The sequence below is a fragment of the Cognatitamlana onchidii genome, from assembly GCF_004804355.1.
GTDB lineage: Bacteria > Bacteroidota > Bacteroidia > Flavobacteriales > Flavobacteriaceae > Cognatitamlana > Cognatitamlana onchidii.
The window spans coordinates 122,833-147,982 of record NZ_SRWZ01000002.1; the positions used below are offsets into that span (position 1 = coordinate 122,833).

Below are 25,150 nucleotides of genomic sequence, written 5' to 3' on the forward strand. Positions count from 1 at the left end.
ACCTATTTAATAAATTTCTTGACCACCCGGTAATCTGGACCTGCTAATTCCAGAAAATAAGTACCAGATGACAACGAACTGGCGTCTATGATACTATTTATAACTTCACCAGACATTAAAATCTGACCATGTAAATTAGTTATTTGGTAATTAACTCGCGCTAGGGTGCTCTGATTGTTTAAATATATTTTATTTTCGGATATAGGATTTGGATAAATAGAAACCTTGTTCAAATCATAATTATCCGAACTATCTTCGTTAACTTGAATTATACTTTCTGATTGTATAAAAGCTTTTTTTTCAACATTGAAATAGGCATACATTCTGGCTAATTGTTGTGGTGTAAATTGATTTCTGCACCCCTTTCGAGAATACGACATGATGTTTTCCGTATCAGGGTAATACGAGTCTCCGTTCGGGTCTTTTTCGGCTCCTGTATAGCTGCAAAAATTATCGACATTATTTGAAGACAAGCATGGATCAGCTGGGGTGTCGCAAATACCATCTCCTTCGGTATCACAATTACTGCCATTTACTAACTCACTGCTAGTATTTGAGTTACTTGGTCCATGTGTATGCAATAATGAAAAAACATGTCCCATTTCATGAGCTAAAGACGATCCATTGTTTAAGCAGTCTTTTTTCATAATGATAAGATGACTATTGTTCTTGTTAATACTATAGCCACAAATATTATTGCCTGAACTATTTTTAATATTATCAGTAAAATAAATGTTTATTATCCCTGAGGTGTAATCGGTTTTTACGACATGAACTTCGTCTCCCTTATTCCATTGAATGTAGTCAGAATCAGTTATATAGTTTATGTTTTGGTACAAATAAAATTTCAATTGAGTTTCAATAAAAATATCATTTAAATTTTCTAGTGCTTGGTTTATAGCATATGCATCAATGTTTACAGAATCATCACTATTTCTTAAGATGTGAAACTGAACAGGTACCTTTTGTATGTTTTGCTTTGATTCAGTCTTTTTTGAAAAAGACCTTGTTAACACCTCTTGCTCAATTTTTTTGAGTTCAGGTTTAATAGATTGAAGTTTGTAAATAAATTCTGGGCTTTCTTCTGTACCACAAGATATATCCCCATTTTGAGAAGTTAAATTGGCTGAAATTACGAGAAGTAGAAGAGTAATCGTGTGATTAACAAGTTTCATTTGGAGCAAAACATTTAATCAAATGTATGCCCTTGAACAAGTTATGTAAAAAAAAAACGCTGAAGCATTTATAAAAAACGATAAATCTATGAAAGGTTAATTTCATAGGCTTATCGTCTTTATTAAGGCCCTCCTTCTATTGTATCAAAATTTTTTGAGATGTTGTTAACCCATTCTGATATGTTAGTTTTACAAGGTATAAACCAGTCTCATAGCCAGAGACATCAATTTCCAGAGTGTTAGTCTGATATGGACTGTAGGCTGAAATTGTTTTAACGCGCTGACCCAAAACTGAATATACTTCTAGGCTTTTAAACAAGTATTCATTAACGCCTGAAACAAATATCTTTCCATTGTTTACAGGACTTGGATAAAGGGAAAAATTTGCATTTAATTCGGTTTCTACATCACTCAAAGTTGAGTTAAGCGTAAACGTAACAGTAGCAATTTTTTTTCCATTTATGGGTGCAGAATTAATCATAAAGATTCCTACCTTGGGGACGCTGACACTATTTGCAGACTCATAGTCAGCCCCATCATCGGTTCCTGCATCGTAAGCAAACATATCTAAACTATAAGTGCTTTTCCATCCATCATTTTCATTATTATTTCCTGACCTTAAGGACTCGCTATTCACGGCAATAAACCAATCTGGGCTTGGAGCTATCATAGATAAGAGCGTAACCAAAGGGTAGTCTTCACTAACCGTAATATTATTAATGCTAGCAGTGCTAATAGCGCCTCTGGGACCAAAACCAGATTGTAAGTATTGGTCAGCTTTATCTAACGCAATCGCAGTATTCACTTCGCTTTTAAAACTAGTGGTCCCCCCAAACTCTGCAATATCCTGAACACCTTGACTCGAAATAGCTCCTAATTGTAAAAACTCATTTGGGTTTTTATGCGTTACTAAAGCTAAGGGCGACCAATGCGGATCGTTAGGTAAAGTGTTGTCTAGTATACTACCATGGTCGTCGGCATTCCAGATTGTTGTTACCGCAATGTTATAATTTGCAGTACTTTGAGCTGTACATATTTGGGTGATGAGTCCAATAAGTAGAATAGGTAAAGAAATTATGCGTAGAGATGTTTTCATTTTAAGTGGTTTATAAATGTTGTTTTTATGTCGTTGCTAGGTTGTGCGACTTACAGGATAAAGTATTATTTTTAGCACCACCAATTAAAAAAAATGTCTAAGCCAATAAAAATAGTTGAATGTCCGAGGGATGCTATGCAAGGCATAAAGGATTTTATTCCTACCTCGCAGAAAATTCAATATATTCAATCATTACTAAGAGTTGGTTTTGACACCATAGACTTTGGGAGTTTTGTGTCGCCTAAAGCTATTCCTCAAATGGTGGATACTGCCCAGGTTTTAGAAGGTCTAGATTTAAGTAACACCCAAAGCAAGTTATTAGCTATAATTGCAAATACCAGAGGAGCATTATCAGCATGTGAGCACAAAGAGATTGACTATTTAGGTTATCCATTTTCAATTTCTGAAAATTTTCAAATGCGTAACACACATAAAACGATTGAAGAATCTGTTGTTACACTATCTAAGATATTGGAAATTGCCGAAGCTCATAACAAGGAAGTCGTGGTTTATATTTCAATGGGTTTTGGTAATCCTTATGGCGACCCTTGGAATGTTGATATTGTCGGTAATTGGACCGAAAAACTGGCCAATATGGGAGTTAAGATTTTATCGCTAAGCGATACGGTTGGTGCGTCTACGCCAGAAACTATAGCTTATTTGTTTAAAAATTTAATTCCGTTATATCCCAATATTGAATTTGGTGCACACTTGCATACAACGCCTCACACTTGGTACGAAAAAGTAAATGCTGCCTATAGGGCAGGGTGCCTTCGTTTTGATGGGGCCATTCAAGGCTTTGGAGGATGCCCTATGGCAAAAGATGAACTAACCGGGAATATGCCTACGGAAAGATTATTATCTTATTTTACTACCCTTAAGTGTAACCCCTTAAATGCACTTAGTTTTGAGAGTGCGCATAATGAAGCTTCTAAAATATTTAATTTTTATCATTAATTTTTTTTAAAATAAACAGTTGTTTTTCAGCGTTTTATTTTTACAAAAAAATCTTTATTTAAATTTAATCTAAATAAACTTTGCTTAACTCGTAATGAGTTTTATATTTGCAGCTGAATCGAATCATTATTTATATTAAGTCTAAATAAAATCTAAAAATGAAGAAAACACTACTTAGCTTTTTTATTGTTTCTGCCTTATTTCAATCATGTTCTAATGATGACGATAACATAGGAAATGGAAACGTTCAAGCCCCAGAAAATTATGCCTTTACAAGAAATGGCAACTCAACAGTTAGTTACTCTGGACAAACAACTAGAATTGCAATGGCAGAAGAACTTGCATCAGCTTTATTGGATAATACACAAACCCAAGCGGCTTTGGACGCTATGTTTGCGCACCAAGAAGGTAACAACGATTTTTCCGATGCCAATTTAAACAGCTCAGGGAAAAATATAAGAAGCAAAACGGCGGCCTCGACAGATTATTTCTCTGCTAACTCAACCGATGCGAATGCTATAAAAGCAGATTTCGATTTTTGGATAAAACAGCAAGTAAACGAGGTGTTCCCCAATTGGTCAAAAACAGCTACTGCTGGAAATGCAGGACAGCTTCAAGAAGGCGGCGGTGGTTCTACTAGATATATTAATGGGAAAGGATTAGAGTACAATCAAGCATTTATAAAGTCTTTAATAGGTGCCTTAATGACCGATCAAATACTCAATAATTATTTAAGCACGGCTGTGCTTGACGCAGGTACGAATGTTGAAGATAATAACAATGATGTTTTACTGGATGGAAAAGCTTACACCACTATGGAGCATAAATGGGATGAGGCATTTGGATATTTATATGGTGCAGAAGCAGATGCTGCAAACCCAAAGCTTGGAGCAGACAGTTTTCTTAATAAGTATTTAAATAGTGTTGAAGAAGATCCTGACTTTACTGGCATTGCTGATGATATCTATCATGCATTTAAGTTAGGAAGAGCAGCAATTGTTGAAAAGAATTATTCGGTAAGAGATGAACAAGCAGAAATAATTAAAGAAAAAATTTCTGAGGTTATTGGAGTTCGTGCGGTTTACTATTTACAGCAAGGAAAGAATGTTTTAAGCGCTGATAAGGCGGCTGCATTTCATGATTTATCTGAAGGCTTTGGATTTATTTATAGTTTACAATTTACGCGAAAGCCAAATTCTAATGATCCTTATTTTTCAAAGTCAGAGGTCGATGCGTTCTTAAATACTTTATTGGATAATAATGGATTTTGGGATGTTGCTCCGGAAACTTTAGATGTGATTTCGGCGGACATTGCAGCTCAGTTTAACTTTACTGTTGATGAAGCTAAAGAATAAAAAAAATGGTTAATTATTTTTATAAAAAGTAGTCTTTAAGCGTAGTTTCTTAAAGGCTACTTTTTAGTACTTTTGCAAATATTTTTTAAAGATATGTTTACATTAAGAAAAGTTTTTTGGTCGGTATTAGTTTTATGGTGCATGCTAGCATGCAGTTCTTCTTCGGAGGGTAACCCCAATGGAGGTAATAATGGTGATGGCTATGATAGGGGGGCTCTACTCAGCAATTTAGCCGACAACATTATTATACCCGCTTATCAAGACCTTAGTGCAAAGCTTTCAACTTTAAAAACAGCTAAAGATGTTTTTGTAGCTACTCCTAATCAGTCTAATTTAGAAACTTTAAGAAAGGCTTGGTTAGAAGCTTATAAAGTATGGCAGTTTGTAGAAATGTTCAATATTGGTAAAGCAGAGGCTATTTTATATGGTTTTCAAATGAATGTGTATCCCACTTCGGTGTCTGATATTGAAAGTAATATTGCGTCCGGATCTTATGATTTAGAACACACTAATAACAATGATGCTGTTGGTTTTCCAGCTTTAGATTATTTACTTTTTGGCGTTGATTCTGATGATACATCCATACTTGCTAAATATGCAGATGATAAATACAAAACCTATTTATCAGACTTAGTTAATCAAATGGAATCCTTAACAGGTATGGTTCTCACAGATTGGACTACTTCTTATAGAGATACTTTTGTTAATTCAACTGAAAATACAGCCACAAGTGCCTTAAATAAATTTACAAACGATTACGTTTTTTATTTTGAAAAAGGACTTCGAGCCAATAAAATAGGCATTCCAGCAGGAAACTTTTCAGCAACACCATTACCAGAGAAGGTAGAGGGGTTTTATAGTAAGGTGCACTCTAAAACTTTGTCATTGCTAGCTTTAGAGGCTGCCAATAAGTCGTTTAACGGACAAGCCTATAATGGTGCAGGGAAAGGTGAAAGTTTTAAAACGTATTTGGAGTTTTTAAAAAGAGATGATTTGGTGTCTGCTATAAACACAAGACTGGACGAGGCCAATACAGAACTTGAAGGTTTGCAAGATGATTTTTACAAGCAAATAAATACGGATAATACGAAAATGACACAAACTTATGATGCACTTCAAAAGATTGTGGTCCTTTTAAAAGTAGATATGCTTCAGGCTTTTAATATAAGTGTTGATTATGTAGATGCAGATGGTGATTAATAACACACAAAACTAGTAAGAGGTTGTCGTTTTTAGACAACCTTTTTTTGTATTCATGATTTCTAAGATTACCAAATACCTCAATAGACAAACAAATGCTGCGCCTTTAGCAGTATTTAGGATATGTTTTGGAATCATGATGTGTTTTGGTATGATACGATTTTGGTATCATGGATGGATAGAAACGTTGTATATTGAACCAAAGTTTCACTTTTCTTATTATGGTTTCGAATGGGTAAAACCTTTGGGAAACTATACCTATCTTCTTTTTGTCATTTGTGCCACTGCAGCCTTAATGATTGCTATGGGTTATAAATATAGGTTAGCCACTATTACTTTTTTCTTAAGTTTTACTTATATCGAGTTAATGGATAAAACCACATACCTTAACCATTACTATTTTATAAGTCTGCTGAGTTTTGTAATGATCTTTTTGCCAGCGAATGCTTATTTTTCAGTGGATAATATCTTTAGAAATACATCTTACAAAAATGTACCAAATTGGACCATTGATGCCATAAAACTTCTGTTGGGGATTGTTTATTTTTATGCCGGATTGGCAAAGGTTAATAGCGATTGGTTGTTTAGAGCAATGCCATTGAAAATATGGTTGCCTTCAAAGTACGATATACCTATAATTGGTAATTCGCTGATGCATCAAGATTGGTTTCATTTTGCTATGAGTTGGTGCGGCATGATCTATGATTTGGCCATACCATTCCTGCTATTGTATAAAAGAACCAGGCTTTTTGCTTTTTTAATGGTGCTTTTTTTCCACATTTTTACAAGGGTTCTGTTTCCTATTGGCATGTTTCCATTTATCATGATAGTATCGACCTTAATATTCTTTGATTCTGGCTTACACAAGAAGATTATTTTCTTTATAAAGAATGTGTTTAAGGGATTAGCACCTAAAGGAACTATTAACTTCAAAGCGTACTATTCTTATCATTTTAGAAAACCAGTAATTACTATGTTTGCTGTGTTTTTTGCGATACAAGTTTTGTTTCCGTTTAGACATGTTTTATACCCTGGTGAATTGTTTTGGACAGAAGAAGGTTTCCGATTCTCATGGCGCGTTATGCTAATAGAGAAAATGGGAATATCAACATTTAAAATTGTGAACTCAGAAACAGGTCAGTTTTTTTATGTGGATAACAGCGACTTTCTAACCGAATTTCAAGAGAAGCAGATGAGTTTTCAACCCGATTTTATTCTTGAATACGCACATTACTTAGGAGATCATTTTACCGTTCAAGGCCATAAAAATGTTCAGGTTTTTGTTGAGAGCTTTGTGGCTCTAAACGGAAGATTAAGCCAGCCTTATATTAATAAGGAAGTTGATTTGTATCAACAAAAAGAATCATTAAAACCAAAAGATTGGATATTACCTTTTAACGATGAGATTAAAGGATTGTAAACTTGTTTTAGCATTTTTATTTAGCGTTACGTTATACGCGCAGCATACCATAAAAGGCGTTGTTGTTTTTTCAGAAGACAATACGCCCGTTGCAGAAGTGAATATTTATGATAAAGTATTAGGTTTAATAACTACCACAGATGCTAACGGCCAGTTTGAGTTTTCAACCTCTAAAGAAAGCCTCACTCTGGTATTTTTTTCTTTTGAATATGAAGTGAGGGAAATTGTCGTTCAGTCATCAAAAGATAATAATTTAAACATTGTATTAGAAGATTTAACCACACAATTAAGTGAGGTAGAAGTTACGGCAAGAAGGCAGAAGCTATTTGAATTACAGAGATTAAAGGATATTGAAGGAACAGCTATTTATGCTGGGAAAAAAACAGAGGTTGTTTTGGTTGAGCAATCCATGGCTAATTTAGCTTCAAATAATGCTCGACAAATATACAGTCAGGTAGCTGGTTTAAATATATATCAAAACGATGATGCGGGTTTACAGTTAAATATTGGAGGTAGAGGATTGGATCCTAATAGAACTTCAAACTTTAATACCAGACAAAATGGTTATGATATTAGTGCCGATGTTTTAGGGTATCCAGAGAGTTATTATACCCCAGCATCTGAGGGTATTGAACAAATTCAAATAATTAGAGGGGCAGCATCGTTACAGTATGGAACCCAGTTTGGAGGGCTTATTAATTTCAAGATGAAGTCCCCAAATCCCAACAAACCTATTGAGTTAATTTCAAGAAATACTTTAGGGAGTTTTGGTTTGTACACTAACTTTACAAGTTTAAGTGGTACTAAGGATAAGTTTAGTTACTACACCTTTTTTAACTCTAAGAAAGGAGATGGTTTTAGGCCAAACTCTGAATTTGAATCAAAAAATGTTTTCGCTCATTTAGGATATCAGTTTAGTGAAAAAACAAAATTAGAAGGTGAGTTAACCTATTTAAATTATCTAGCGCAACAAGCTGGTGGTCTTACCGATACTATGTTTAATCAAGATCCTTTGCAGAGCAATAGAACTAGAAACTGGTTTGAGGTCAATTGGTTGCTTTATAATTTGAAGCTCAAGCACGAATTTAGTGAAAAGACGAATTTTACGTTTAACTTTTTTGGTTTAGACGCTTCGAGAAAAGCTGTAGGTTTTAGAGGAGACCCCTATCCAACTGGGTTAAATAAAAACCCTATTACAACCGAAGATATTCAAAATAGCGACGGGACATTCTTCTACAACAGAGATGTTATTGTGGGTGATTTTAAGAACTGGGGCGCCGAAGCCAGATTGCTAACCAAGTATAATTTTATTAATCAAGAGTCTGCGTTGCTTGTAGGAGCGAAGTATTACCATGCTAATAATGCCAGTTTACAGGGTGCCGGGAGTAAGGGAACTGATGCAAATTTTACCATTTTTAATAACGATTTTCCAGAATACCCCAACGAATCAGATTTTAAGTATCCAAATAGAAACCTAGCTGTTTTTGGAGAGAATATTTTTAGGTTTTCAAATACCTTTTCAGTAACACCAGGATTTAGGTTGGAACATATTAGAACCGAAAGTGATGGAATGTATTACCAGAAAAACTATGATAATGCGAATAATTTGATATCCTCTGAGGCTTTTGAAGATAACCGCATTTTCGATCGAACCTTTGTACTTCTTGGTGTTGGTACCAGTTATAAGCCTAACGAATATTTAGAGCTTTATGGTAATGTGTCTCAAAACTATAGGTCGGTAACATTCAGTGATATTAGAACGGTTAGCCCTACGTTTATTATAGATCCAGAAATTACAGATGAAGAAGGTTTTACTATCGATGTTGGATTAAGAGGTAGATATAAGAGGGCTTTTTCTTATGATGTTGGTGTTTTTACGGTACAGTATAATGGTAGGATTGGAAATATTCTGGATGACAGAGCTAATTGGGTAAGAACAAATGCAGGAGATGCCATTATTTACGGGGTAGAGAGTTTTGTTGATTGGAATGTAATAGATTTATTGCAGGCTAGTTCTAATTATAAGTTAAATTTAGGCTTAAATTTAGCCTATATAGATTCCGAGTACACAAACTCTAAAGTAAATGGTGTTAAAGGAAATAAAGTTGAGTTTATTCCAGAAGTTAATTTAAAGACTACACTACATTTTGGATATAAAAATCTACTTGGTAGCATTCAATATACGTATCTTTCTGAACAATTTACAGATGCCTTTAATTCTAGAAAGGATATTCCTGGAGGACTCAGAGAGGGGATAGTAGGAGAAATTCCTGAATATAATATAGTTGATATTTCAATATCTTACAGTTATAAAATATTTAAGTTAGAAGCGGGGATAAACAACCTTTTAGATACTAGTTATTTTACACGCAGAGCAACGGGCTATCCAGGACCTGGAATTATTCCATCTGCTCCAAGAAATTGGTATACAACATTACAAATTAAAATATAGCGCAATGAAAGTAGTTAAGAAAGTATTAATTGGTTTATTGATTATTTTAGGATTATTACAATTTTATAGACCAGAAAAGAATAATGCCAACTTAAGAGAGGTTACAGCATTTGAAAAAGAGACAAAACCAAGTGCAGAGGTTAAAGCACTGTTAAGTGCCAACTGTTATGATTGCCACAGCAATAAAACGGAATACCCTTGGTATGCCGAAATTGCTCCAGTGTCTCTATGGATTGGACATCATATAGAAGAAGGTAACGAGCATTTTAACGTTTCTAAATGGAACTCGTACAGCGATAAAAAGAAAGATCATAAGCTTGAAGAATTAATAGAAGAGTTGGAAGAAGGTAAGATGCCTTTAGACTCTTATACTTGGTTACACGGGGAAATAACGCCCCAAGAAAAAGAAGCTTTAATTGCATGGGCAAAAAAGGCAAGGGGGGCTTTTGAGATTCAATAGACTTATTTGATATTACAAAAATAGTTGTACTTTTTCTATTGATTTCTTAACAGATTTTAAGAGCTTAAATCCGTAATTAAATTGTATATTTGCACGCAATTATAACTGTAATTGCAACATGACTGCACATCAAAACAAAATTGTTGGAGAAGGTTTAACCTACGACGACGTTCTATTAGTTCCAGCTTTTTCAGAGGTTTTACCAAGAGAAGTTAGTATAAAAACTAAGTTTACCAGAAACATTACCATTAATGTACCGATTATATCTGCCGCCATGGATACGGTAACTGAGAGTAAAATGGCTATTGCTATGGCTCAAGAAGGAGGGATTGGCGTTTTACATAAAAATATGACTATCGAGGCACAGGCCATGAAGGTTAGAAAGGTGAAGCGTGCCGAAAGTGGAATGATAATTGACCCAGTTACTTTGCCTCTAAAGGCTAAAGTAAAACACGCAAAGAGGTATATGGCCGAGTATGGTATTGGCGGTATTCCTATTGTTGATGATCTGGGTATTTTAAAAGGCATTGTTACCAACCGTGATTTGCGTTTTGAACATGATAATAAGCGACCAATTACTGAAGTAATGACCAGTGAAAACTTGGTAACGGCCGCAGTTGGTACCTCCCTTCAAGATGCAGAAAAAATTCTTCAAAAACATAAGATTGAGAAGTTATTGATTGTTGATGATGGCTATAAGTTATCAGGTTTAATTACTTTTAGAGATATTACAAAACTTAGTCAGAAACCGAATGCTAACAAAGACAAGTATGGTCGTTTAAGAGTTGCTGCGGCTATTGGTGTTACTGGTGATGCTGTTGAAAGAGCAGAAGCTCTAGTAAACGCTGGTGTAGATGCGGTTGTTATTGATACAGCACACGGACATACAAAAGGTGTGGTTGGAGTTTTAAAAGAAATAAAAACAAAGTTTCCTGAATTAGATGTTATTGTTGGTAATATCGCAACTGGTGCAGCGGCTAAGTATTTAGTAGAGGCTGGGGCAGATGCGGTAAAAGTGGGTATAGGGCCAGGTTCAATTTGTACAACTCGTGTTGTAGCAGGTGTAGGTTTTCCTCAATTCTCGGCAGTATTAGAAGTGTCGGCGGCTATAAAAGGAACAGGTGTACCCGTAATTGCAGATGGTGGTATTAGATATACTGGTGATATTCCTAAGGCTATTGCAGCTGGAGCAGATACTGTTATGTTGGGGTCTCTTTTAGCTGGAACCAAAGAATCGCCTGGTGAGACAATAATTTATGAAGGAAGAAAATTCAAATCTTATAGAGGTATGGGCTCTGTCGAGGCTATGAAACAAGGAAGTAAAGACCGCTATTTTCAAGATGTTGAAGACGACATAAAGAAGCTAGTTCCAGAGGGTATTGTAGGAAGAGTACCTTACAAAGGAGAATTGTATGAAAGTATACATCAATTTATTGGTGGTTTACGTGCAGGAATGGGATATTGTGGTGCGAAAGATATAGATACACTAAAAGAATCGGGGCAGTTTGTAAAAATTACGGCTAGTGGTATTAATGAGAGTCACCCTCATGATGTAACCATCACAAAAGAGTCACCTAACTATTCAAGATAAAGCTTTTTAAGAATAATTAATTTTGAAAAGTCACACATAGCCTATGTGTGACTTTTTTATGACTATAATACAGTTTTAAAGTGCTTATTCTGGGATTTTTAAATTAAGGCCTACACTAAAAAATAAAGGGATTTCATTAATTTGATTTACATAAGAAATATCAAAATTTACGGGACCAAGAATAGAATGATACGCAAAGGTAGAACCTGCAGTAAAAAGCATACTGGTTTCTGAGGTTTCTGTCCAATTACCACTAGAAGATAAAATATTCTTAAAGTAGTCTGCGGTGGTCCCAAAACCTACAGAAACGAAGTTAGTATAAGGGGTAATATAAATATGCCTCATAGGATTAATCTGCATACCTAAATGGGCTTTTATAAATTGAGTACAAATAAGATGAGAATCGCCTAAGCCACTTAAATTATATGAATCTCTTCTGTTAAGAGGTAAGTTACCTCCTAAATTGTACTGAGCTCCAACCCCATATTGAGAAAACGAAAGTTTAGAAGATTGCTCAGTATCTATAAAGGTTAACCCAGTAGTACCTCTCAAAACTAACGAAAGCGTAGGTTTAAGCGGGATACGCTTTTCAATATCAAAACTAAATTTTATAAAACCATTAGTATCTCCTGAAACATTGTCTTCAAAATTTTCATCAAACTGAACATTCACTCTATGTAAAATAGACCGTGCTAAGCGAGTCTTTAAAGCTGTTCCATGTTTTGGAAAAAACACAGATTCCATGCTATTTTTCATAAAATAAACACTTAATTCTATATTATCACTGGTGTAGCGTCTTAGGTCATAAATATTATTGTTAACACTGGGGTCAAGTATGGGTTTAGTTTTATTATGCTCATAATTAACGTCCACTCCAAAATAATCAGATAAAGGATTAATATCCCTATTAAACTGAACATTCGACTTGAAAAACGAACTTTTTAATTCTTCTCCTAAATTACCACCAACATAATAACTCTGTTTTGTTCTTTGACCAAAAGTCTGAGCTCGCCACCACCATTTTTTAGTATCTCCGATGTTTTGTTGATACTCCAATCTTAATTTAGGCTGTTCGGCGATATCAGCTCCTATAAGTAGACGAGAAGAATATCCCAATATGTTTCTTCCTGTATAGTTAAGAACTAAACCAACACCTTGTCTCGTGTCGTAGTGTATAGTACCGTTAATTTGATTTCTAGCTTTTTCATAGCAGGTCAGCACAAGTGTAGTTTTATCTTCTGTAATTTTCGGTTTATAGGTTATTTGGTTAAAAATTTCGGTGCCCATAGCCCTATCAATGGCTTGGGCTAAATGTTCTGGTGTGTACGGTTTGTTTGGAAGAATATGCATTCGAGCCTTTAATAAACTCATATTTTCACGACTAACACCTTGATATTCAATGTCGTTAAATGTAATTTCGTTGCCAATATCAGGTAGTTTATGTGTTCTTTTTGGGTACTTTTTAAGTTTTTCTGATAAAGCCACTAGATGAGGTAGTTTCTTTTGACTTTCAATACGACCTTGCGTATAAATTTCTGGCGATTTAGCAAAATCTTGAGTTGAGTATGTAAGGTTAGGGTAATGGTCTATTAATATATCGCACAAGGCCTGATTGTCAGGGTTTTTTAGGTTACTAGTCATCATGGATGTTTGAAACAATATGGTGGTAATATCATTAAGCCTTTCTATGGGTTCCATTCCACCACCTACATCGCTACCAATAATAATATCTGCTCCTAAGCGTTTAGCAACATCGGTTGGAAAATTGTTTAAAACACCACCATCGACCAAAAGCGTGCCATTATACTTAACAGGTTCAAAAACACTAGGAATAGACATACTTGCTCTAATAGCTAAACTCAAAGAACCATCCTTAATCACTATTTCTTTGCCATGCACCAAGTCGGTAGTGACCGAACGAAATGGAATAGGTAACTCATCAAAATCTTGGACTTTATATACAGGAAATAATAAAGTTGAAAGCAATTCACGTAAGTTCTGATCTTTTAGTAGGGCTGGTTTTACTTTAGGCTTTCCATCAATAACATCTAAATTTACTAAGTACCTGTTAAATTCACTTTTTTCTTCTACACCAACATCACTTAGAGCTATGGTTCCACCAAGAATATCATTCCAATTAACTTGCATGGTGAGTTTTTCAATTTCATCACCAGAATAACCAGCAGCATATAGTCCCCCAATAACACTACCCATACTGGTCCCGACAACCAAATCAGGAACAATACCCAAGCTATCAAGTTTTTGTAATACGGGAATATGTGCAACACCTTTGGCGCCTCCACCACTTAGAACAAGAGCAACTTTAGGTTTTTTATCTTGTTGTGCCGAACCTATTAAACAGGCTAGTACTAAACTTAAAAGGGCAAATTTGCGTTTCATAAAAGAAAATAATGATAAACTAAAATAGTATAATTTCGTTTTATAATTTACTTTTTAGTGATTTAAAGTGTATTTCTAAATCACGCATGTTGATTTCGTTTTATTTTCTAAAAGCATTTAGTGTTAAGTCATTATTTTTTGCACCTCTTAGGCTTGGTCATTTTGTTTTTGGATGAGATAAGCACAAAAAAAAGACTGCTTAATTAAGCAGCCTTTTTTATGATGATACAAAGTAATTCTAGTTACTATTTAATTTCAACACCTGAGAACGTGATGTTCAAGTCTTCAGAACCGCCTGTCACAGAACCCCATTCGTCAGAATCATCGGCTCCTTCTGGTTCATGTACTAAAGTGATATTTACTTTGCCTGTACCTGCAGCACCAGCATCCCAAGTTGTTTTTACACCTAGTTTATTGCCGTCGGCAGCATCTATATCATCAGCATCTCTAGTCATGGTTAAATTCATATCATTTACAGCATATACAAAAAAGTGCTCATCTGCTTCTGGGATAATATCGTCATTTAAAATGTCATCTGCAGGAGTTTCAGTTTCGTTTGTTAATGCAAGACTAAGTGAATATGTAGCGTTGGCCTTAAAACTTCCTTCAACTACCTCTGTTGAAGCGCCATCCTGGCCATCAGGAGCCACGCTAGTCATAATAACAGTATTTGTAGCGTCTGCAACATTTGCAAAAGTTAAGATAACATTGGTAATTAATTCTTCTTCAAGAACTGGAGGTGGCGTGTCATCATCAGAACATGAGGTTACAAGCGTTAAGCAAAAAATCGCTCCGATAAAAAATTTAGTAGATTTCATAAAATTTGAAGTTAAATAATTGATTTTCATTGTTTTAAATTTTTGGGTATTTATATTAAATGTATTAGTAATTAAGTTGTAATTGTAATGTTATATTACGGCCTAAGTCATCAGCAAAAAAGCGTAACTGATTCAAATAATTTCTATAAGAAGTATCTAACAGATTATTAATTCCTAACGCGATATTTAGACTTGTCGTTGCGCTAAGCGAAAAAGAAGCTTCACTATAAAAATGTAATAAATGATAAGCTGGTGGCGGGCTGCTAATATCAATAGTTATCATCTCTCCAGTAAGCTGATCTTCAACTTCAAAATTGAAATTGGGATATTCATTCTGTTCGGCTACCCATTCTGATTTTAGGCTAGCTGAAAAGTTATGCCATGCTGTATTGTTGTAGGTAATTTGATTTATAGTATTAAACGGAGGCATATCAATTAAAGGGAGGTCGTTTTTAAGGTCATAACCTTTTATAAACGACGTTTTGTTTTGAATATGCCAACTATTTGTGAAGCTATAAGTTGCATTTATATCAACACCAAACATTTCAGCATTGGTTTGTTGATATTCCCAATAGGGAAAGGGGCCTCTTATGGTACTTATCAAGTCGAAGGGTCTTAAGAATATAAAACCATCAATTTGATTATAAAACACTTCTCCAGAGAAATTGAAGTTGGATGAACTGTAGTTGTAAGATCCTGAAATTCTATTAGAGACCTCTTTGTTAAATCTAAGATCACCGAGTTCAAATCGCGCTGCAGAATGATGTAAGCCATCGCTAAATAATTCGGATGGATTAGGTGGTCTGCTAGCGAGGGCATAATTTCCTATGATATAACTTTTGCGATTCAGATAGTATTTTGCCCCAATAGAAGCCGAGATGTTATGATAATCAAAAATAGGATTAGTCAAATATTGGGTTGGCAATTCTTCAATAATGATGTTTGAAAAATCTTCGTCATAACCCCGTTCTTCCCATCTGGACTTGCGGTAATACTTTTTCGCATTTATTCTATTAAAGTCATAACGGGTGCCTGCATCTACAATTAAATTATTGTCTATGCGCCATTCCGTAGTTGTGTATATTCCGAAATCGTAAGTATTGTAATCAGGGATTAGTCGTCTCACTCCAGTATCTGGGTTGGCGAAATTATTTTGATAGCGCCCCATTAAACCAAAATTAACTTTTCGGCTTAGATTTGTATCCAGATTAACATCGGCCAAAACCGTGTGAGTTTGGAGGGTTAAATCTACTGCCGGGACGTCCCTTCTATCTCCAATTCTAACATCAAATTCAAGACGTTTATTATTTTGATAGTCGTATTGAAATGTAAGTTTTCCAAAGTTTTGAAAACGCTTGAAATAATTTGCCTTTGCTAAATGGTGTGTTATCTCTTGCTTTGGTGCATTAATGTCGTAGCTAAAGTCTTCGATTACGGTAGGTTGTCCAGAATTTATGGCGCGCTCAAGGTCATATACACTACCAATGTGGGATGCTTTTAAAATACCAATTTCATTATGTAAATAACTATAATACAGTTCAAAGCCTGATGGAAACTTGTTTTGTCCTAGTCGCACCGATACGCCTTTAGAATCTAGGCCAGTATTAGTAAGGTTATAATCGGGGGCATTAAAATCTCCATTTCTTTTATAAGAACCTTGCAATTGGGTAAACCACCCCGAATTATAGTTTTTGTTTAAAGAAGATGATACATTGTAGCCGCGTCCATTAGTTTGTCCCCCCAAAATAGTACGCCCATAAAGGGTGTCTTTACGAATAATTTTTCCTGGTTTTATTACAACAACGCCTCCAATGGCGTCACCCCCATACGCTAAAGCCCCCGATCCTTTAATAACCGAAATTTGACTTGCACTATTAATGTCAATATTTGGAGCATGTTCAATTCCCCATTCTTGATCTTGCAAACGCACGCTATTATTAAGAATTAGAACTCTACTACTGTGTAGACCGTTTATCATGGGTTTTACGATAGTGCTACCCGTATTTATGGAAGACACGCCAGGCACTTCCTTTAGGGCGTCACCTACACTTAAGTTACTGTAACGTATTAGAACATCTTCTTTAATAACCGTTTCTTGAGCAGTTTTAGTAGTCTTGTTCCCTTTGCTTTTTAAACTAACTTCGTCTAACTCCTCTAAATGATGTTCCATATTTATCTCTTTAAAGGTGTCTCCAATAATATCAATTTCGACATGTTTAGTTTCACAGCCTACATGAGATATAACCAGGTTGAGTTTACCATTACAAAGGTTTTTAATAGAAAATTTACCATTGACGTCTGCTGTAGTATAATTATCTTGTGTTTGAATATATACGGTTGCACCAGACATTGGTGTACTATCATGATAATCTATTACCTTACCGATAAAAGTGTATGTACAATTTTGAGCATTGGTATAGCCAAAAAAGCATAGAGCCACAATCAATAAATTGTGCTTCATTATGTTATGTGTTTAATTGTATTTGTTTCTTGGTTTAAAGTGGGGTACTAAACCAGAACGGGAGGCCCTCGAAGCGAGCCAGATAAAACATAAGAGCTATAAAAGAACTGATATGTTGAAGAGGGAATCTCAAAATTATTAACTAAAAAAATACTTAGATTATAGTTTTGAGTTTTTAGACAATATTGTTGAAGATTATATTTATAGAAAGTACAATCTAATTCACACTTATGAAAATTAGGAACATCGGTTTTTTCACATAAATTATGTTCGTGATGTTCAAATGAATGAACCAGTTTTATGGTTGCAGGGGCTAGTAGTATCAACACAATTAAAGTTGATACTATCTTAAAAACAATATGTTTTTTAAGTTCTTGCAATTAATCTATAAAACGTTTTAATCCTATTCTTCGCAGCATTTTCTTTTCGAAATTCCAAAAGAACTTATATTGACCAAAAACCCATCCAAAAAATACCAACATAAATTGGTAAAGCACAAATAGCAGTAGTATTCTTATGATCCAATACCCAAATCCTCCAAAGTTTTCGGTGCTGATGTTTAAAAAACCTAAAATGGGTTTTCCTATATATGAAGCTGTAGAACCTGTAATAGCAAAAACAATCATAATAACAACGATTTGCCAATTGTGTTCAATGCCCCAACGTTCTTTTAACTTTTTCAAAATTTAAAATTTGAAGCAAAAATAAATAAAACATAATTAAATACGAGGCACAAATGGTCCTAATCTTTGATTGTAGGTTAACTGAAAGTAAATAAAGTAATTGTAAAGTAAGTAATTTACTTCATAACCATAGTCAATTGTAGGTTGATAATCTATTTGAAGTTCGTATAGGTTTCGATTAAACAATTGCGGTTGTAAGACACGTTGGTTCCATTCCATGACCATAAGTCTGTTTCTATTTTCCAAAAAACCTTGAGAGTAGTAACCTCTTGGTCGTGCGATGGCATTTACCCAATAATTGAAACCAGGTTCAATAATAATGATTTCATATTCTAGCTTTTCGTTTTCAATTACAACGGTGTCGTTAGTTTTTAAAGCCTCTATTTTTTCGTCGGATAATTTTTGAGACGTTGAGGGTGAACTTGGTTTTGACGTATTACAAGCGAACGCCAGAAGAATTACAACGAAGAGATACAATACATTTTTCATTTTCCTTTAATTTATGTTCCCTCAAATATAAAGTGCACATGCTTTTTATAAAAGGTGCAATGAGCATAGGGGCCTTCTCAATGAGTTAACCAAAAAAAATATACAAAATTCTTCTGCTCTGACAATTTTATTTAAATAGACTTTAACAAAAAAGCTAAACCTAAAGAGGTTTAGCTTGAAAAATAATGTCTCGTGATCTTACTTACTTATTTACCTCCAAAAAGGCCTCCCAGTAGTCCGCCAAGACCACTCTGCTTTTTACTACTTCCTAATACCATATTGGCAACATCGTCAATAGCACTTCCATCACCATCGGCATCTAAAATGGACTCCAAAAAGCTTTGTTCTTGTTTAGCAGAGTTACCGCCTAGTAATCCTCCTAACAAACTTTCAATTCCACTTGATGAATTTACATGTTGCTGGCGTGTTTGCTTTCCTAGCATTCCCATTAAAATTGGAGCGGCAATTTTTAGAATTTGAGCTACAGAACCAGCATCCATTCCGGCCTTAGCCCCTAAAGTATTCTCGATGTTATGTTGTTTATTTCCTAGAACATGGCCCAATATTTTACTTCCATCGTTTATAACCTCGTCATTTACACCTCCGTTGAATAAACCATCTAGATTGTCTAGAATACTGCCATTATGCTTATTATTGTTTAGAGCCCCCATTAAACCTTCGGCACCTTGAGGCGTAGCAGCATTACGCTTCATGGCTGCCATTAAAACCGGAAGGGCCATAGTTAAAACATCCTGTGTTTTATTTTGAGGTTGATTGGTTTGACCAGAAACGCCGCTAATAATGGTTTTTCCGAGGTCGCTGTTTAATAAATCTAAGATTCCTGACATAATATGTTATATTTAAAGAGATTAATAATAGATGGAATAAGGTACAAAAAAAGTTTACATACCTGTTGATATGACACAGGAATATTAGTTAAGTCACATCTAAAAAAAAATACCCCTAGCATTTAATGCTAGGGGTATTTTTAACTGTTTTAACTATCAATTGTTAATAAGACAGATAGTTATCCTAAAATATTAATTATTTGTGAGGCTAGTTCCTCTCCAATTCTATCTTGAGCTTCGTTCGTAGCAGCACCGGTATGAGGCGTTAAAGATAAAGCAGGGTTCATTAACAGCTGCATTTCTGGTTTGGGCTCATTTTCAAATACGTCTAGAGCTGCTCTAGCAACTTTTCCGCTTTCAATAGCTTTTACAAGGGCTACTTCATTGATTACACCGCCACGCGCTGCATTGGCAAGAATAACACCATCTTTCATCAAATTGAATTCAGCCTCGTCAATAACATAATCCTTTTGAGCTGGAACATGAAGTGTGATAAAATCAGCTTGCTTTAATACCTCTTCTTTTGAAATTGTTTCAATATCAAAACTAACAGTTTGGCCATCAAAGAAATCTAATTTTAAATTGGCTTTTTCTAAAAATGGATCAAATGCAATTACTTTCATTCCAGCTCCAAGTGCAACTTTTGCTGTTGCCTGACCAATTCGACCAAAACCTAAAACACCTAAAGTTTTTCCTTTTAGTTCTGTGCCTTTTGCGTAGGCCTTTTTTAGGCCTTTAAAATTACTATCTCCTTCAAGAGGCATTTCTCTGTTAGCGTTGTGCAAAAAGCGAGCTAATCCATATAAATGTCCAAATACCAATTCTGCAACAGAGTGCGATGAAGCCGCAGGCGTATTAATAACGCTTAATCCTTTTTCGCGTGCATATTCCACATCAATATTATCCATGCCAACACCACCACGACCAATAATTTTCAATCCTGGGCAGGCATCAATTAAATCTTGACGTACGGTTGTTGCACTACGAACTAATAATACAGTAATATCATTTTCGTTGATATAGTTGATTAATTGCTCTTGGGCAACAGTAGTTGTTATAACTTCGTAGCCTCCTTTTTCTAGGGCATCAATACCACTTTGGGAAATACCGTCGTTTGCTAATACTTTCATTTTATTGTTTTTTATTTCCGCAATCACGAAAACATTAATTTATATTTTTAAGCTTTACTTTCTAATTCACTCATAACTTCAACCAAAACCTTTACGCTATCAAGTGGTAATGCATTGTACATAGAGGCTCTATAGCCACCAACACTTCTGTGTCCATTAACAGCGCTAATACCAGCTTCTTTAAGCATGGTTTCGAAGGTGTCTTTTAGGTTGTCGTTTTCTAGAGTAAAGGTAGCATTCATTAAAGATCTATCTTCTTTCGCTGCAAACCCTTTAAACAATGGGTTTAAATCAATCTCTGAATACATTAAGCTCGCTTTCTTTTCGTTTTCTTTCTCGATAGCAGCTATACCACCTAAATCTTTTAACCATTGTAATGTAAGCATCGAGGTATAGATTGGAAATACAGGAGGTGTGTTAAACATGCTCCCTTTGTCGATATGTACTTTGTAATCCATCATAGATGGTATTTTACGAGATACTTTGCCTAAAATGTCTTCTTTCACAACTACTAAAGTGGTGCCAGAAGGCCCCATATTTTTCTGCGCACCAGCATAGATTAAATCGAATTGCGTAAAATCTAGAGTACGAGAGAAAATATCGCTACTCATATCACAAGCCATTGGTACGGGTGAATTTGGAAATGATTTCATTTGAGTACCAAAAATTGTATTGTTAGAAGTACAATGAAAATAATCGTAATCTTCTGGGATTTCGTAGCCTTTTGGTACATAATTGTAATTCGCATCTTTAGAAGAGGCTACTTCATAGATGTCATCATAAATTTTAGCTTCTTTAATGGCTTTTGCTGCCCACGAACCAGAATTTAAATATCCTGCTCTTTTTTCTAAAAGGTTAAGAGCAACCATTAAAAACTGTGTGCTAGCTCCACCTTGTAAAAACAAGGCTTTGTAACCTTTGCCTTCTAAACCTAGCAATTCTAAAGCCAGGGATCTAGCATTTTCCATGATATCAACAAATTCTTTGCTTCTGTGTGATATTTCTATTAATGATAAGCCACTATTATTGTAATCAACTATGGCCTCAGAAGCTTTTAATAATACTTCTTGTGGTAAAATACTTGGTCCTGCGCTAAAGTTATGTTTTTTCATTTTTATGTGGTAAAAATTAAGATGCAAAGTTGCTAATTAATTGGGGATTTTATGCTAAATATTCAATAATTTTTTCGTCAAATTGCTAACAAAAATTCAACAGAATCTACCTCATCCGCATAATCCCAAAGCTGTGGTTTTTGCGTGGCTCCAAATGTTATTTCGTTTTCAGAAAAACCTTTTGAAACAATGCATTGAATCTGTGATTTTTTTTCATCTAAAAGTTCTTTTAATTGGTTAGAATCCTCATAGTATTCAAAAAAAAGTGTTGCTATGGGGGAGGCAAAACTTTCATCCTCCTTTATCATAAAGAATCCGTTTTCAAGCATGTCAAATTCGCTCATTAAGTATACAGCCTTGTTGTAGTCGTAGTTGTTTGCATACTTTGCTTTTTCAATTATAGGGTGCCAATGGTATATAGCTTCAAAAAAAGAATTGAAGTTATAACCTTTAGGAACAAAGAGTTTTGAAACATTTCTGCAGCCTAAACCATAGTATCTAAAAATATCCTCAGATAAATTTTTTAAATCGTCTGCACTTTCATCTCCAGTTAAAACAGCAACCGAATTTCTATTATTCCTTATAATAGATGGTTTGTTTTTAAAATAGTACTCAAAGTATCTTGCGGTATTATTACTTCCTGTTGCAATAACGGCATCAAAACCTTCTACTTTTTTTTCGGTGAAACGAATTTTTTCATTAAACTGAGGTTCAACATATTTCAAGTATTTACTTAAGAAGGGCAATAGGTGCTTGTCGTTTGATGATTGCTTAATCAGGACGTCGTGTCCGCAAATAAGTACCGATAGGAAATCATGAAACCCAACCAAAGGAATATTGCCTGCCATTATAATAGCTACCAATTTTGGAGAAACCTCTTCGATAGTGTAATGTTTTAACCAGGTATCTAAGTTTTTTTTAGTTAATGCATCGCTCCAAGATTTTAGTGCAAAATGAATATTATCTCTAGTAAACCAGCCATTGTGTTCTTCAGCCAATTTTATTTGATGCTTAAAACCATCAAAGAATAAATCATTGTGTTTAATATTATCGGCTTTACAGATATCTTCATTAGAAAATTGCCTTAAAAAATCTCCTAAATTTACAAAAGCATCAATTCTTTCTTGTAATTGCATTCTGAATTTGGTTATGAAGGGTTTTGGCGTTATTTTTGCGACTGCAAAGTTAGAAAAAGAAATACGCTATGGCAATTATTATAACAGACGAATGTATAAATTGTGGTGCCTGTGAACCAGAGTGCCCAAATACTGCAATATATGAAGGTGCCGATGATTGGCGCTACAAGGATGGTACAAGTTTAGAGGGTACCGTAGTATTAACGAATGGTACTGAAGTAGATGCCGATGAGGCTCAGGAACCTATTAGCGATGAGCTTTATTATATTGTTCCAGATAAATGTACAGAATGTAAAGGGTTTCATGACGAGCCACAATGTGCAGCTGTATGTCCTGTAGATTGTTGTGTGCCTGATGAAGATGTTGTTGAGACGGAAGAAGAGCTATTAGCTAAACAGCGCTTTATGCATCCAGATGGTTAAAAAAGCTTAAAATTGTTTTTAACGATACATAAAACCCTAAGCTAGTGCTTGGGGTTTTTATTTAATGAAAAGAGCCATGTAAGTAGTTGGTTGGACTTTTTTGTAACCCTTTTAGGGGCTAAGGTTTTGTATTTTTGAAGTATGAATAAAACAGCATTACTTTTGTTAAACGGCGAAAAACCTAATGCAATGCCAGATTCTAGTAATTATGGTATTGTTTGTGCGACCGATGGGGCGTATAAAACAATTTCGCGATTTAATATTAAACCAGATTTTATTAGTGGTGATTTAGATTCTTTAACTGAGCCACCCAAGGATGTCGAGATTATTCATACGCCAAATCAAAATTATACAGATTTTGATAAGGTATTGAAGATTCTTTTTAATAGAAATTATGTTGATGTTCATGTTTACGGCGCAAGTGGCAAGGAGCAGGATCATTTTATGGGTAACTTGCATACAGCCTTGCAATGGAAAAATAAAATACGATTAACGTTTTTTGATAATTATGGCTATTATTTTCTAGCGCGACCAAACGAAGTTATTAGAAACTGTTTGAAAAAGCATGTATCTCTAGTTCCGATGCCTAGTGCAGAAGGCATAACCACAATAGGATTACAATATCCGTTACTTAATGAAACACTGCGTTTTGGAGATCGTTTAGGAACTAGGAACATCGCTATTACCAATCATGTAGAGATTGCTTTCAAAACTGGGGACTTGTTTATCTTTATTAATGATTAAAATAAACGGGAATTAATTACATTTGCACCTGCTTGCAGACAGGCAGGCTCGCAAAATTTTAGTTATTATGAAAGCAGGTATTGTAGGGTTACCAAATGTAGGGAAATCAACATTATTTAATTGTTTATCGAATGCGAAGGCGCAAAGTGCAAACTTCCCATTTTGTACTATCGAACCCAATATTGGGGTAGTAAATGTGCCTGATCCGCGTTTGGAAAAATTGGAATCTTTAGTCAGTCCTGAGCGGGTTATACCTGCAACTGTTGAGATTGTTGATATAGCTGGTTTAGTAAAAGGAGCGAGCAAGGGCGAAGGTCTGGGAAATCAGTTTTTGGCTAATATTAGAGAGACAGATGCGATTCTTCATGTATTACGTTGTTTTGATAATGATAATATTGTTCATGTTGATGGTAATGTAAACCCTATTAGAGACAAGGAAACCATCGATATGGAACTTCAGCTAAAGGATTTAGAAACGGTTGAAAAGAAGTTAGATAAGGTTAAACGTGCCGCGAAGACAGGAAACAAAGAAGCCCAAAAAGAGGAAGCAGTTTTGCTCAAAATAAAAGAAGGACTTGAGGCTGGAAAGTCAGTAAGGGCACTTGAGTTTAGTGAAGAAGATGTTATCGATTTTGTAAAACCTTCACAGTTTATAACCGATAAACCTGTTATGTATGTTTGTAATGTTGATGAAGGGGCTGCGGTATCAGGAAATTCCTATGTAGAAGCGGTAAAGGAAGCGGTTAAAGATGAAGATGCAGAGGTGCTTGTGTTAGCTGTAGGTACAGAGGCAGATATTAATGAATTAGATGATTATGAAGAGCGTCAAATGTTTCTGCAAGATATTGGTTTGGACGAACCGGGGTCGGCCAAGTTAATAAGGGGTGCTTACAAGCTTTTAAATCAGCAAACTTATTTTACAGCAGGGGTGAAGGAAGTAAGGGCTTGGACTGTTGATATTGGAGCAACAGCACCACAGGCAGCTGGGGTTATTCATACAGACTTTGAGAAAGGTTTTATACGTGCAGAGGTTATAGCCTATAATGACTATGTTGAGTATGGTAGCGAATCAAAAGTTAAGGAAGCAGGTAAAATGCGCGTTGAAGGAAAGAATTATATTGTTAAAGACGGTGATGTGATGCATTTCCTCTTTAACGTGTAAATTGATAGTTTTTTTGTAGGTTTTATTGTTAATATATGT

The 25,150-nt window shown here is 35.0% G+C and carries 21 protein-coding genes; 10 read left to right on the forward strand and 11 right to left on the reverse strand.

The annotated features are described in order from the left end of the window. Window positions 1-2: 2 nt before the first annotated feature. Both E5D58_RS04385 and E5D58_RS04390 read right to left on the reverse strand, forming a co-directional pair. Window positions 3-1,175 (reverse strand): zinc-dependent metalloprotease, encoded by a 1,173-nt coding sequence (locus E5D58_RS04385; RefSeq protein ID WP_136480629.1) that lies wholly within the window; start codon window positions 1,173-1,175, stop codon window positions 3-5. Between the two features lie 136 nt (window positions 1,176-1,311). After that, window positions 1,312-2,271, reverse strand: coding sequence for a spondin domain-containing protein (locus tag E5D58_RS04390; RefSeq protein WP_136480630.1), 960 nt, complete (start codon window positions 2,269-2,271; stop codon window positions 1,312-1,314). Between the two features lie 93 nt (window positions 2,272-2,364). On the opposite strand from E5D58_RS04390, the gene E5D58_RS04395 reads away from it, so the two are divergent. From E5D58_RS04395 to guaB, 7 genes are all read left to right on the forward strand, one after another. Next, complete coding sequence (locus E5D58_RS04395) at window positions 2,365-3,228, forward strand: hydroxymethylglutaryl-CoA lyase (protein WP_136480631.1); 864 nt, start codon at window positions 2,365-2,367, stop codon at window positions 3,226-3,228. A gap of 158 nt (window positions 3,229-3,386) precedes the next feature. Then, the gene (locus E5D58_RS04400) at window positions 3,387-4,583 is read left to right on the forward strand and encodes a DUF4856 domain-containing protein (protein WP_136480632.1); all 1,197 of its coding nucleotides are present in this window, start codon (window positions 3,387-3,389) and stop codon (window positions 4,581-4,583) included. Window positions 4,584-4,676: 93 nt separating this feature from the next. Continuing rightward, a complete protein-coding gene (locus tag E5D58_RS04405) occupies window positions 4,677-5,783 on the forward strand; it encodes an imelysin family protein (protein ID WP_205660296.1) in 1,107 nt (368 codons plus the stop codon). Between the two features lie 55 nt (window positions 5,784-5,838). Continuing rightward, window positions 5,839-7,203, forward strand: a complete 1,365-nt coding sequence (locus E5D58_RS04410; protein ID WP_136480633.1) for an HTTM domain-containing protein — start codon at window positions 5,839-5,841, stop codon at window positions 7,201-7,203. After that, window positions 7,184-9,655 (forward strand): TonB-dependent receptor domain-containing protein, encoded by a 2,472-nt coding sequence (locus E5D58_RS04415; protein WP_136480634.1) that lies wholly within the window; start codon window positions 7,184-7,186, stop codon window positions 9,653-9,655. The genes E5D58_RS04410 and E5D58_RS04415 overlap by 20 nt, the downstream gene beginning before the upstream one ends. A gap of 4 nt (window positions 9,656-9,659) precedes the next feature. Further along, complete coding sequence (locus E5D58_RS04420) at window positions 9,660-10,115, forward strand: heme-binding domain-containing protein (RefSeq protein WP_136480635.1); 456 nt, start codon at window positions 9,660-9,662, stop codon at window positions 10,113-10,115. A gap of 118 nt (window positions 10,116-10,233) precedes the next feature. Then, window positions 10,234-11,706 carry an IMP dehydrogenase gene (guaB, locus tag E5D58_RS04425; protein ID WP_136480636.1) on the forward strand — a complete coding sequence of 491 codons (1,473 nt, stop codon included), beginning with the start codon at window positions 10,234-10,236 and terminating at the stop codon, window positions 11,704-11,706. Window positions 11,707-11,790: 84 nt separating this feature from the next. Here the strand turns inward: guaB and E5D58_RS04430 are convergent, their stop codons facing one another. The 9 genes from E5D58_RS04430 to E5D58_RS04470 form a co-directional block, all read right to left on the reverse strand. Beyond that, the gene (locus E5D58_RS04430) at window positions 11,791-14,106 is read right to left on the reverse strand and encodes a patatin-like phospholipase family protein (RefSeq protein ID WP_136480637.1); all 2,316 of its coding nucleotides are present in this window, start codon (window positions 14,104-14,106) and stop codon (window positions 11,791-11,793) included. 245 nt (window positions 14,107-14,351) lie between these two features. Continuing rightward, entirely contained in the window at window positions 14,352-14,924 is a 573-nt protein-coding gene (locus E5D58_RS04435) for a type 1 periplasmic binding fold superfamily protein (RefSeq protein ID WP_136480638.1), read from the reverse strand. A gap of 64 nt (window positions 14,925-14,988) precedes the next feature. After that, window positions 14,989-17,385, reverse strand: coding sequence for a TonB-dependent receptor (locus E5D58_RS04440; RefSeq protein ID WP_136480639.1), 2,397 nt, complete (start codon window positions 17,383-17,385; stop codon window positions 14,989-14,991). Window positions 17,386-17,765: 380 nt separating this feature from the next. Then, complete coding sequence (locus E5D58_RS04445) at window positions 17,766-18,068, reverse strand: DUF6787 family protein (protein ID WP_136480640.1); 303 nt, start codon at window positions 18,066-18,068, stop codon at window positions 17,766-17,768. Between the two features lie 36 nt (window positions 18,069-18,104). Continuing rightward, window positions 18,105-18,557, reverse strand: coding sequence for a DUF6146 family protein (locus E5D58_RS04450; RefSeq protein ID WP_136480641.1), 453 nt, complete (start codon window positions 18,555-18,557; stop codon window positions 18,105-18,107). A 206-nt stretch (window positions 18,558-18,763) separates the two neighbouring features. Continuing rightward, a complete protein-coding gene (locus tag E5D58_RS04455; RefSeq protein ID WP_136480642.1) occupies window positions 18,764-19,405 on the reverse strand; it encodes a DUF937 domain-containing protein in 642 nt (213 codons plus the stop codon). A 179-nt stretch (window positions 19,406-19,584) separates the two neighbouring features. Next, a complete protein-coding gene (locus tag E5D58_RS04460; RefSeq protein WP_136480643.1) occupies window positions 19,585-20,535 on the reverse strand; it encodes a D-2-hydroxyacid dehydrogenase in 951 nt (316 codons plus the stop codon). Window positions 20,536-20,582: 47 nt separating this feature from the next. Continuing rightward, window positions 20,583-21,647, reverse strand: a complete 1,065-nt coding sequence (serC, locus tag E5D58_RS04465) for a 3-phosphoserine/phosphohydroxythreonine transaminase (RefSeq protein ID WP_136480644.1) — start codon at window positions 21,645-21,647, stop codon at window positions 20,583-20,585. Window positions 21,648-21,724: 77 nt separating this feature from the next. Next, window positions 21,725-22,783 carry an acyl-CoA reductase gene (locus E5D58_RS04470; protein ID WP_136480645.1) on the reverse strand — a complete coding sequence of 353 codons (1,059 nt, stop codon included), beginning with the start codon at window positions 22,781-22,783 and terminating at the stop codon, window positions 21,725-21,727. Window positions 22,784-22,851: 68 nt separating this feature from the next. Here E5D58_RS04470 and E5D58_RS04475 point away from each other — a divergent pair, with 68 nt between their 5' ends. From E5D58_RS04475 to ychF, 3 genes are all read left to right on the forward strand, one after another. Then, complete coding sequence (locus tag E5D58_RS04475) at window positions 22,852-23,205, forward strand: 4Fe-4S dicluster domain-containing protein (RefSeq protein WP_136480646.1); 354 nt, start codon at window positions 22,852-22,854, stop codon at window positions 23,203-23,205. A 141-nt stretch (window positions 23,206-23,346) separates the two neighbouring features. After that, on the forward strand, window positions 23,347-23,949 hold the full coding sequence (locus E5D58_RS04480) for a thiamine diphosphokinase (RefSeq protein WP_136480647.1): 603 nt from the start codon (window positions 23,347-23,349) through the stop codon (window positions 23,947-23,949). 67 nt (window positions 23,950-24,016) lie between these two features. Continuing rightward, complete coding sequence (gene ychF, locus E5D58_RS04485) at window positions 24,017-25,111, forward strand: redox-regulated ATPase YchF (RefSeq protein ID WP_136480648.1); 1,095 nt, start codon at window positions 24,017-24,019, stop codon at window positions 25,109-25,111. The last annotated feature ends 39 nt before the right edge of the window (window positions 25,112-25,150 follow it).

Excerpts from the sequence above, each read along its gene's own strand:
- E5D58_RS04415 (WP_136480634.1), top strand. The coding sequence starts at position 7,184 with ATGAGATTAAAGGATTGTAAACTTGTTTTAGCATTTTTATTTAGCGTT.
- E5D58_RS04420 (WP_136480635.1), top strand. The coding sequence starts at position 9,660 with ATGAAAGTAGTTAAGAAAGTATTAATTGGTTTATTGATTATTTTAGGA.
- E5D58_RS04470 (WP_136480645.1), bottom strand. The coding sequence starts at position 22,783 with ATGCAATTACAAGAAAGAATTGATGCTTTTGTAAATTTAGGAGATTTT.
- E5D58_RS04410 (WP_136480633.1), top strand. The coding sequence starts at position 5,839 with ATGATTTCTAAGATTACCAAATACCTCAATAGACAAACAAATGCTGCG.
- E5D58_RS04440 (WP_136480639.1), bottom strand. The coding sequence starts at position 17,385 with ATGAAGCACAATTTATTGATTGTGGCTCTATGCTTTTTTGGCTATACC.
- ychF (WP_136480648.1), top strand. The coding sequence starts at position 24,017 with ATGAAAGCAGGTATTGTAGGGTTACCAAATGTAGGGAAATCAACATTA.
- E5D58_RS04390 (WP_136480630.1), bottom strand. The coding sequence starts at position 2,271 with ATGAAAACATCTCTACGCATAATTTCTTTACCTATTCTACTTATTGGA.
- serC (WP_136480644.1), bottom strand. The coding sequence starts at position 21,647 with ATGAAAAAACATAACTTTAGCGCAGGACCAAGTATTTTACCACAAGAA.
- E5D58_RS04430 (WP_136480637.1), bottom strand. The coding sequence starts at position 14,106 with ATGAAACGCAAATTTGCCCTTTTAAGTTTAGTACTAGCCTGTTTAATA.
- E5D58_RS04475 (WP_136480646.1), top strand. The coding sequence starts at position 22,852 with ATGGCAATTATTATAACAGACGAATGTATAAATTGTGGTGCCTGTGAA.
- guaB (WP_136480636.1), top strand. The coding sequence starts at position 10,234 with ATGACTGCACATCAAAACAAAATTGTTGGAGAAGGTTTAACCTACGAC.
- E5D58_RS04395 (WP_136480631.1), top strand. The coding sequence starts at position 2,365 with ATGTCTAAGCCAATAAAAATAGTTGAATGTCCGAGGGATGCTATGCAA.
- E5D58_RS04460 (WP_136480643.1), bottom strand. The coding sequence starts at position 20,535 with ATGAAAGTATTAGCAAACGACGGTATTTCCCAAAGTGGTATTGATGCC.
- E5D58_RS04450 (WP_136480641.1), bottom strand. The coding sequence starts at position 18,557 with ATGAAAAATGTATTGTATCTCTTCGTTGTAATTCTTCTGGCGTTCGCT.
- E5D58_RS04385 (WP_136480629.1), bottom strand. The coding sequence starts at position 1,175 with ATGAAACTTGTTAATCACACGATTACTCTTCTACTTCTCGTAATTTCA.
- E5D58_RS04455 (WP_136480642.1), bottom strand. The coding sequence starts at position 19,405 with ATGTCAGGAATCTTAGATTTATTAAACAGCGACCTCGGAAAAACCATT.
- E5D58_RS04435 (WP_136480638.1), bottom strand. The coding sequence starts at position 14,924 with ATGAAATCTACTAAATTTTTTATCGGAGCGATTTTTTGCTTAACGCTT.
- E5D58_RS04400 (WP_136480632.1), top strand. The coding sequence starts at position 3,387 with ATGAAGAAAACACTACTTAGCTTTTTTATTGTTTCTGCCTTATTTCAA.
- E5D58_RS04480 (WP_136480647.1), top strand. The coding sequence starts at position 23,347 with ATGAATAAAACAGCATTACTTTTGTTAAACGGCGAAAAACCTAATGCA.
- E5D58_RS04405 (WP_205660296.1), top strand. The coding sequence starts at position 4,677 with ATGTTTACATTAAGAAAAGTTTTTTGGTCGGTATTAGTTTTATGGTGC.